Annotated in this window: 8 protein-coding genes and 1 pseudogene; 6 read left to right on the top strand and 3 right to left on the bottom strand. The window is 71.2% G+C overall.

The annotated features are described in order from the left end of the window. Positions 1–456 (bottom strand): 2-C-methyl-D-erythritol 4-phosphate cytidylyltransferase (locus FV228_RS14905; RefSeq protein ID WP_147855337.1); only part of this gene is annotated, 456 nt, incomplete at its 3' end. Between the two features lie 170 nt (positions 457–626). On the opposite strand from FV228_RS14905, the pseudogene FV228_RS14900 reads away from it, so the two are divergent. The 3 genes and pseudogenes from FV228_RS14900 to ntrC all read left to right on the top strand — a co-directional run bounded on the left by FV228_RS14900 (position 627) and on the right by ntrC (position 4,224). Continuing rightward, positions 627–1,576: pseudogene (locus FV228_RS14900) on the top strand (tRNA-dihydrouridine synthase family protein). Between the two features lie 41 nt (positions 1,577–1,617). Continuing rightward, on the top strand, positions 1,618–2,715 hold the full coding sequence (locus tag FV228_RS14895; protein WP_147855338.1) for an ATP-binding protein: 1,098 nt from the start codon (positions 1,618–1,620) through the stop codon (positions 2,713–2,715). 48 nt (positions 2,716–2,763) lie between these two features. Continuing rightward, positions 2,764–4,224 carry a nitrogen regulation protein NR(I) gene (ntrC, locus tag FV228_RS14890; protein WP_147855336.1) on the top strand — a complete coding sequence of 487 codons (1,461 nt, stop codon included), beginning with the start codon at positions 2,764–2,766 and terminating at the stop codon, positions 4,222–4,224. Positions 4,225–4,285: 61 nt separating this feature from the next. Here ntrC and FV228_RS14885 read toward each other — a convergent pair whose 3' ends face one another. After that, complete coding sequence (locus FV228_RS14885; protein WP_147855335.1) at positions 4,286–4,555, bottom strand: hypothetical protein; 270 nt, start codon at positions 4,553–4,555, stop codon at positions 4,286–4,288. 107 nt (positions 4,556–4,662) lie between these two features. Between FV228_RS14885 and FV228_RS33135 the strand changes: the two genes are divergently transcribed. Next, a complete protein-coding gene (locus FV228_RS33135; protein WP_187277759.1) occupies positions 4,663–4,836 on the top strand; it encodes an Rmf/CrpP family protein in 174 nt (57 codons plus the stop codon). On the opposite strand, the gene FV228_RS14880 is transcribed toward FV228_RS33135, so the two are convergent. Then, positions 4,794–5,027: a hypothetical protein gene (locus FV228_RS14880; RefSeq protein ID WP_147855334.1), complete on the bottom strand. Its 234-nt coding sequence runs from the start codon at positions 5,025–5,027 to the stop codon at positions 4,794–4,796. The genes FV228_RS33135 and FV228_RS14880 overlap by 43 nt on opposite strands. 443 nt (positions 5,028–5,470) lie before the next feature. Between FV228_RS14880 and metC the strand changes: the two genes are divergently transcribed. Both metC and FV228_RS14865 read left to right on the top strand, forming a co-directional pair. Then, positions 5,471–6,661: a cystathionine beta-lyase gene (metC, locus tag FV228_RS14870; protein ID WP_147855332.1), complete on the top strand. Its 1,191-nt coding sequence runs from the start codon at positions 5,471–5,473 to the stop codon at positions 6,659–6,661. An 84-nt stretch (positions 6,662–6,745) separates the two neighbouring features. Next, the coding region (locus FV228_RS14865) for a glycosyl transferase (protein WP_147855331.1) at positions 6,746–7,940 on the top strand (1,195 nt) is incomplete at its 3' end.

The following is a 7,940-nucleotide window of genomic DNA, read 5'->3' as shown; positions in this document are numbered from 1 at the left end:
GCCGGGCACCGCGGCGCCGTGGTCGCGGCCGGCCGCGATCGCCCGGGCGATCAAGGCCGCATCGACGTAGGGGCGGGCTGCGTCGTGCACCAGCACGATCTCCGGCGCTCCGAGCTTGGCCAGCGCCTCGAGGCCGGCGCGCACCGAGAGCTGGCGCGTCGCACCGCCCTCGACGGGGGCGACGATTTTTTCCCGAAGACCGGGGGCGAGTTCGTCCAGGCAGCTGAGGAAGAAGTCTGCGGCGTCGGCGGCGATTACCGGCTGGATCCGGTCGATCGTGTCCTGGGCGGCCAGCGCCGCCAGCGTCCGGGTCAGGACCGCCTGGCCGCCGACCCTGCGGTACTGCTTGGGCGTACTGCCGCCGATGCGGATGCCGCGGCCGGCCGCCACGACCACCGCGGCGACGCCGGACTCCGCATCCGCGGGTCCGGTGGCAGGCGTGCCGGTGGCGGGCATGGGCGGCGAACTCGTCGGATCCGGGGAGAGGACGGCAGCGGGCGCGCGGGCCAGCCGTGCTGCCGAACCTCTGCCGTTGAGGGTGCCCGTCGTTTAAGCGGGGGAGGGCCCGAAATCAACGCGCGGCACCCGCTTGCCAGCGGATCGCCCTTGCCTCATTGTTGTGCAGAATGGCGACTGATCATTATTTAAGCGCGCTGCGCCGTGGACGTCCGGATCGCGGGGAGGATTCCCCCGCCCCGCTCTGCCTGCTCGCGCCCCTGTCAGGGGTCACCGACCTGCACATGCGTCGGATCGCCCGGCGCTGCGGCGCGGACGCGGTGGTGTCCGAGATGGTGGCGGCGCGGGAGTTCGCCCGCGGCGCCAACGAGGCGACCCTGCGGGCCGACGGCTCCGGGGTCGACCTGCACGTGGTCCAGCTGGCGGGCTGCGAGGCGGAGCCCATGGCCGAGGCCGCACGCCTCGCGGAGGCCGGCGGCGCCGACGTGATCGACGTGAACATGGGCTGCCCGGCCAAGATCGTCACCGGAATCGCGTCGGGCTCGGCGCTGATGCGCGACCTCGACCATGCCGAAAGGCTGCTCGCGGCCGTGCGCGGCGCGGTGTCGGTGCCGGTCACCGTCAAGATGCGGCTCGGCTGGGACGACGCGACCCGCAACGCCGTCGATCTGGCGACCCGGGCCGAGCGGCTCGGGCTCAACGCCGTCACGGTCCACGGGCGGACCCGGCAGCAATTCTACAAGGGCGTCGCCGACTGGGCCGCGATCCGCCCCGTGGTCGAGGCGGTGTCGATCCCGGTGATCGCCAACGGCGACGTGGTCGACCTCGCCAGCGCCCGATCATCACCCCGGCGGCGCTGGCCGGCCGGCCGGCGGATCCGCCCTCGCGGTCTGAACTGGCCGGGATGGCGGTTTCGCATTACGCCGGGCTGCTGTCGCTCTACGGCCGCCACATGGGCGTGCGCCACGCCCGCAAGCACCTCGCCGCCTATGCCGAGACCGGCGGGGCGCTGGAGCCGGCCGAGCGCGCCGCCCTCCTCACCACCACCGATCCCGAGGTGGCGCTGGCCCTTCTGGCGCGCGCCTTCGGGGCGGCCGAGATCATCCGGGAGGCCGCGTGACCGAGGACGCCTTTCCGCAGGAGCCCGGCGGCCGGCGCGCCATGTCCGGGGAGGCCGTGCTCAACGCCCTGCCGCTGCCGGTCCTGACCATCGGGGGCGACGAGCGGATCCTCCACTGCAACCACGCCGCGGAGGCCTTCTTCGACTATTCCGCGCGCCTGATGCAGCGGCGTCGCCTGCGCGACATCATCCCGTTCGCGTCGCCGATCATCGCGCTCGTGGCCGACGTCCGGCGCCGCCGGGCCAGCGTCAGCGAGTACCGGGTCGAGCTGACCCAGCCCCGCCTCGGTCTGGAGCGTAGCGTCGACGTGTTCGCCACGCCGCTCGCCGACGACGACGACGCCGTGGTGATGATGCTCCAGGAGCGCACCATCGCGGACAAGATGAACCGCCAGCTCACCCATCGCGGCGCCGCCCGCTCGATGGTGGCGCTCGGTGCGATGCTGGCCCACGAGATCAAGAACCCGCTCGCCGGCATCCGCGGCGCCGCGCAGCTTCTGGAGGGCACCGGCGGCGAGGAGGACCGGATGCTCACCCGGCTGATCTGCGACGAATCCGACCGGATCGTGCGCATCGTCGAGCGGATGGAGCTGTTCGGCGACGAGCGCCCGGCCGACCGCGGCGCGGTCAACGTCCACGGGGTGCTCGACCAGGTGAAGCGCTCGGCGCAGTCGGGGTTCGCGCGCCATATCCGCTTCGTCGAGACCTACGATCCGTCCCTGCCCCCGGTGCTCGGCAGCCGCGACCAGTTGATCCAGGTGATCCTGAACCTGGTGAAGAACGCCGCCGAGGCGATCGGACCGGACGCGGTCGAGGGCGAGATCACCCTGTCCACCGCGTTCCGCACCGGCCTGCGCCTGCAGGTGCCGGGCTCGCGCGAGCGGGTCAGCCTGCCGATCGAGGTCGCGATCCGCGACAACGGCCCGGGTATCTCGGCCGACCTGCTTCCGGACCTGTTCGACCCGTTCGTGACCACCAAGTCGCAGGGCTCCGGCCTCGGACTTGCATTGGTTGCCAAGATCGTGGGCGACCACGGCGGCATCGTCGAGTGCGATCCCGCCCCCCGCCGTACGACGTTCCGCATTCTTCTGCCGATGTCGAGCGCCCGCGACGGGCGCGAATCGTCGGTCGACCCTTGAAATCGTCTTGTGTTTCGGCCGCCCGGCCGGACGTCTGAGTAGAGAGTCATGCCGAACGGCCACATCATCGTCGCCGACGACGACGCCGCCATCCGCACGGTGCTGAACCAGGCACTGTCCCGGGCGGGCTACGAAGTCCGCTCGACGGGCAATTGCGCGACCCTCTGGCGCTGGGTCGCGCAGGGCGAGGGCGACCTCGTCATCACCGACGTGGTGATGCCCGACGAGAACGTGTTCGACCTGCTGCCCCGCATCAAGCGGGTGCGGCCGGAACTGCCGATCATCGTCATGAGCGCGCAGAACACGTTCATGACGGCGATCCGCGCCTCCGAGCGCGGGGCCTACGAGTATCTGCCGAAACCCTTCGACCTGAAGGAGCTGATCGCCATCGTGGGCCGCGCATTGTCGCGTCCCCGGGGAGCGCCTGCGGCCGGCGCGCCCCCCGACAACGAGGACATCCCGCTGGTCGGGCGCTCGCCCGCCATGCAGGAGATCTACCGGGCGCTCGCCCGGCTGATGCCCACCGACCTCACCGTGATGATCACCGGCGAGTCCGGCACCGGCAAGGAGCTGGTCGCCCGGGCGCTGCACGATTACGGCCGCCGCCGCACCGGCCCGTTCGTGCCGGTCAACATGGCCGCGATCCCGCGCGACCTGATCGAGTCCGAGCTGTTCGGGCACGAGAAGGGCGCCTTCACGGGCGCCCTCCAGCGCTCGGCCGGCCGGTTCGAGCAGGCCGAGGGCGGCACCCTGTTCCTCGACGAGATCGGCGACATGCCGATGGAGGCCCAGACCCGGCTCCTGCGCGTGCTCCAGCAGGGCGAGTACACCACGGTCGGCGGCCGGTTGCCGATCAAGACCAACGTCCGGATCATCGCGGCGACCAACAAGGACCTGCGGATCTCGATCCAGCAGGGAATCTTCCGCGAAGATCTGTTCTTCCGGCTCAACGTCGTGCCGCTGCGGCTGCCCGCGCTACGGGAGCGGTCCGAGGACGTGCCGGACCTGATCCGCCACTTCTTCGTGCTGGTCGAGCGCGAGGGCCTGACCCGCAAGTCGCTCGACGGCGACGCCATGGAGCGGCTCAAGCGCTACCGCTGGCCGGGCAACGTCCGCGAACTCGAGAACCTGGTCCGGCGGCTCGCCGCCCTGTACCCGCAGGAGACGATCACCGGCCCGGTGATCGAGGCCGAGCTCGACACCCTGCCGCTCGCCGCCCCGGCCTCGGCCAACGGCAGCGCCCGCAAGGCCAACGGCGAATCAGAGACCCTGTCCAGCGCGGTGGAGCGCCACCTGTCGGACTACTTCTCCGGCTACCGGGACACGCTGCCGCCGCCCGGCCTCTATCATCGGATCCTGCGGGAGATCGAAGGCCCGTTGATCGGTGCGGCGCTCGCCGCCACGCGGGGCAACCAGATCCGTGCGGCGGAGCTGCTGGGTGTCAACCGCAACACCCTGCGCAAGAAGGTCCGCGACCTCGACCTGCAGGTGTTCCGCACGGCTCGCTGACGGGTTCCCAAAGGGCTCAGCCCTTTGGCGGGGGTTTCGGGGCGCGCAGCCCCGAACGCGCTCAGCGGCGCGGCAGGATCGGGTCGCCGCGCATCAGGGCGTTGAGCCGCTCGGTATCGAACCCGTTCGGGATGCTGGGCACGGCCGCCTTCGGCGCGGGCGCAGCCTTGACCGGCAGCGGAAGCGACCCGGTGGCCGAGGGCTCGGCCTGGGCGGCGCGCACCACGGCCGGGGGCGCCAGATGGGCGATCCGGTCGGCACTGACGAAGGCGACGATCGCCGTCGAGACCAGCACGAGGACGCCGCCGAAGAGGGAACGCAGGATACGCACGCAGACGACCCGGAACGCGACTTGAGACGGCAACAGATTACCCGCCGGCCCGTTAACGAAGCCCACCCCAAATCGGCGGAGTGGGTGCCAATGTTCGGGAGGCGATATTGACCAACGTGCAGGCCACCGCGAGCGACAGCCCGTTCATCCAGGGGCGCAACGCCCGGCTGTACGGCAAGCCCGCGAGCGAATGTCCCTATCCGGACGGCTCCGAAGACCACGCCGCCTGGATGCAAGCTTACGAGGAGGCTGCGGTCTCCGATCCACCCGAGACGCCGTGAGCGATGGGGGCAAGCAGGCGCAGCACCACATACTCGTCGACCGCGTCGCGGAACGCAGCTTCAAGCGCTGGCCTGCTCTCGCCGTGGAAGCTGATGACGTCGTTGATCCCGGCGATCCGGCCGAAGAACAGCCCGTCCTCGGCGTCGCATTCGACGCGAGCCGAGAAGCCCCGATAGGTCAGCATATCCACGGCGTTGCTCCTGGCCTGATGACGGGCCATCAGACGAAGATGGTGCTCTCCCCAATATGCTCCAGCCTAGATAGGGTGGGGGCAACTCCTGTTACGAGGCGCAACATGCCCTCTCTCCTGTGCGGGAGAGGGTTGGAGTGAGGCATGCGCCTTCTCCGGAAAGACCTGCCCCCTCACCCTGTCCCTCTCCCGCACGGGAGAGGGGACCTGCGCACGATCTGGGCGGCGATGTAACGGCGTCCGCTAAGCTAGCCTGTATCGCCCTCAGCCCGAGCACTTGGGGTGCGAAGGCGTCACGGATTTTCAAAGAAATCCGAGCCGTTCTGTGGCGGGTGAGAAAACTCTCAGCCGCATCCGGTCCGAACTGGTTCGCGCCTCAGGCTTGACCTCGCCCGGGCCTGCGGGCTTCGTGTGTCGCAGCGCAACGCGATCTCAGAGCCACAATGTCCCTGACGCCCAAGCCCGAGTCCAAGGCAAAATTCGGGGCGGCGACGCGTCTCGTCCACGCGGGCCGCGATCCGGGCGCGCAACACGGCTTCGTCAACACGCCGATCTATCGCGGCTCGACCGTGCTCTACCCGACCTACGACGCAATCAAGCATCGGCGCGGGCGCTACAATTACGGCACCTCGGCGACGCCCACGATGGACTCGCTCACCGACGCCTGGACCGAGCTCGCCGGCGCGGCCGGCACGGTGGTGACGCCCTCGGGTCTCTCGGCGCTCACCATCGCGCTGATGGCCGCGGTCTCGGCCGGCGACCACCTGCTGGTGACCGATTCCGCCTACCGCCCGACCCGGCAGTTCTGCGACGGCGTCCTGGCCCGGTTCGGGGTCGCGGTCACCTATTACGACCCGACCGTGGGCGCCGGGATCGTGGAGCTGATGCGCCCGAACACCAAGGCGGTGCTGGTCGAGGCCCCCGGCTCGCAGAGTTTTGAGATGCAAGACGTCCCGGCCATCGCCGAGGTGGCGCATGCGCAGGGCGCCTGCGTGATCATGGACAACACCTGGGCGACGCCGCTGCTGTTCCCGCCCCATGAACGCGGGGTCGACATCGCGGTGGAGGCGGGGACCAAGTACCTGAGCGGCGGCTCGGACCTGCTGATCGGCCTGGCCTCCGCCAACGCCGCGTATTTCCCGGCGGTGCGGCGCACCTTCGACCATCTCGCCCCCTGCGCCGGGGCCGAGGACATCTTCCTGGCGCTCCGGGGCATGCGCACCATGGCGCTGCGCCTGCGCGAGCACGGCCGCGCCGGGCTGGAGATGGCCCGGTGGTTCCAGGCCCGGCCGGAGGTGCTGCGGGTGCTGCATCCCGGCCTGCCGGAGGATCCCGGCCACGCGATCTGGAAGCGCGATTTTTCCGGCGCCTCCGGGCTGTTCGGGGTGATCCTCAAGCCGGTGCCCGAGGCGGCGGTCGCCGCCATGCTGGACGGGCTCGAGCTGTTCGGGATGGGGTTTTCCTGGGGCGGCTTCGAGAGCCTGGTGATCCCGTTCGACTGCGCCGGCTACCGGACCGCCACCCAATGGGCCCCGGGCGGCCCGGCCCTGCGCTTCCATATCGGGCTGGAGGATGTCGCCGACCTCCAGGCCGATCTGGATGCCGGCTTCGCCCGGTTGCGGGCGGCGTCCTGACGGCCCGCGCCGTCGTCGCACGCGATGACGGAGGGATGACGGCGCATTTGACCTTCCCGTCCGATCCTGATTGACCGGCCGGGCATGAGCACGAGCCTCTCCGCCGACGGCGTCCCGCGCCTCGCCTCTGTCGACCGGACCGGCCGCGGACTCGACGCGCTGAGCCTGACCCATGGCCGCGCCGTCCTGGCCCTGCTGGCTTTGTGTCTGCTGCTGTTCCTGCCGGGGCAGATCTCGCTGCAGCCGATGGACCGGGACGAGCCGCGCTTCGCCCAGGCCTCGAAGCAGATGCTGGAGAGCGGCGACCTCGTCGACATCCGCTTCCAGGGGGAGGCCCGGCACAAGAAGCCGGTCGGGATCTACTGGGCGCAGGCCGCCGCGGTGGCGGCGGGCGAGGCGCTCGGAATCCCCGACGCCCGCCGGCAGATCGCCCTGTACCGGATCCCGTCGCTGATCGGCGCCACCGCCTCGGTGCTGCTCGCCTACTGGGCCGCCCTGGCGTTCCTGCCCCGCCGGCTCGCCCTGCTCGCCGCAGCTTTGTACGGCGCCGGCCTGATGCTCACCGCCGAGGCGCATCTCGCCAAGACCGACGCCTTGCTCGCCGCCTGCGCCACCGCGAGCCTCGGGGCGCTCGCCCGGGTGTGGCTGTCATACCGGGCCGGCGGAACCGTGGGCCGCGCGGTCTTCCCGGCCTTCTGGCTCGGGATGGCGCTCGGCATCCTGATCAAGGGGCCGATGGTGCCGCTGTTCGTGGTGCTGCCGACGCTGATCCTGTCGGTGGTGGCGCGCTCGGGCCGCTGGCTGCTCGCCCTGAAGCCTGCTGCGGGGCTGGCGCTGACGCTGCTCTTAGTGGCGCCGTGGTTCGCGGCCATCGCCTGGAAGAGCGGCGGCGCCTTCTACGCGGAGGCGGTGGGTCACGACATGCTCGCCAAGGTCGGCGGCGGCGCCGAGCGGCACTGGGCGCCCCCGGGCGCCTACGCGCTCGCGTTCTTCGCGACCTTCTGGCCGGGGGCGGCCTTCGCGGCGATGAGCCTGCCGCTCGCCTGGCGCGCCCGGCGCGAGCCCCCCGTCGCGTTCCTGATCGCGGCGGTGCTGCCGGCCTGGCTGATCTTCGAGGCGGTGCCGACCAAGCTGCCCCATTACGTCCTGCCGCTGATGCCGTGGCTGGCGATCCTCACCGCCCTGGCCCTGTCGCGCGGCGCCCTCGACCCGCGGCTGCGGGGGGCGCGGGCGACCGCCCTGCTGGTGCCGGCGATCCCCATCGGGCTGACGCTCGGCC

This window comes from Methylobacterium sp. WL18, from assembly GCF_008040015.1.
Taxonomy (GTDB): Bacteria; Pseudomonadota; Alphaproteobacteria; order Rhizobiales; family Beijerinckiaceae; genus Methylobacterium; species Methylobacterium mesophilicum.
Note: the sequence above shows the minus strand (reverse complement) of the source record. Positions and strands in the feature narration are given on the sequence as shown.

Bases quoted from the DNA above. Each gene is read 5' to 3' on its own strand.
- FV228_RS14895 (WP_147855338.1), top strand. From the start codon at position 1,618: ATGTCCGGGGAGGCCGTGCTCAACGCCCTGCCGCTGCCGGTCCTGACC.
- ntrC (WP_147855336.1), top strand. From the start codon at position 2,764: ATGCCGAACGGCCACATCATCGTCGCCGACGACGACGCCGCCATCCGC.
- metC (WP_147855332.1), top strand. From the start codon at position 5,471: ATGTCCCTGACGCCCAAGCCCGAGTCCAAGGCAAAATTCGGGGCGGCG.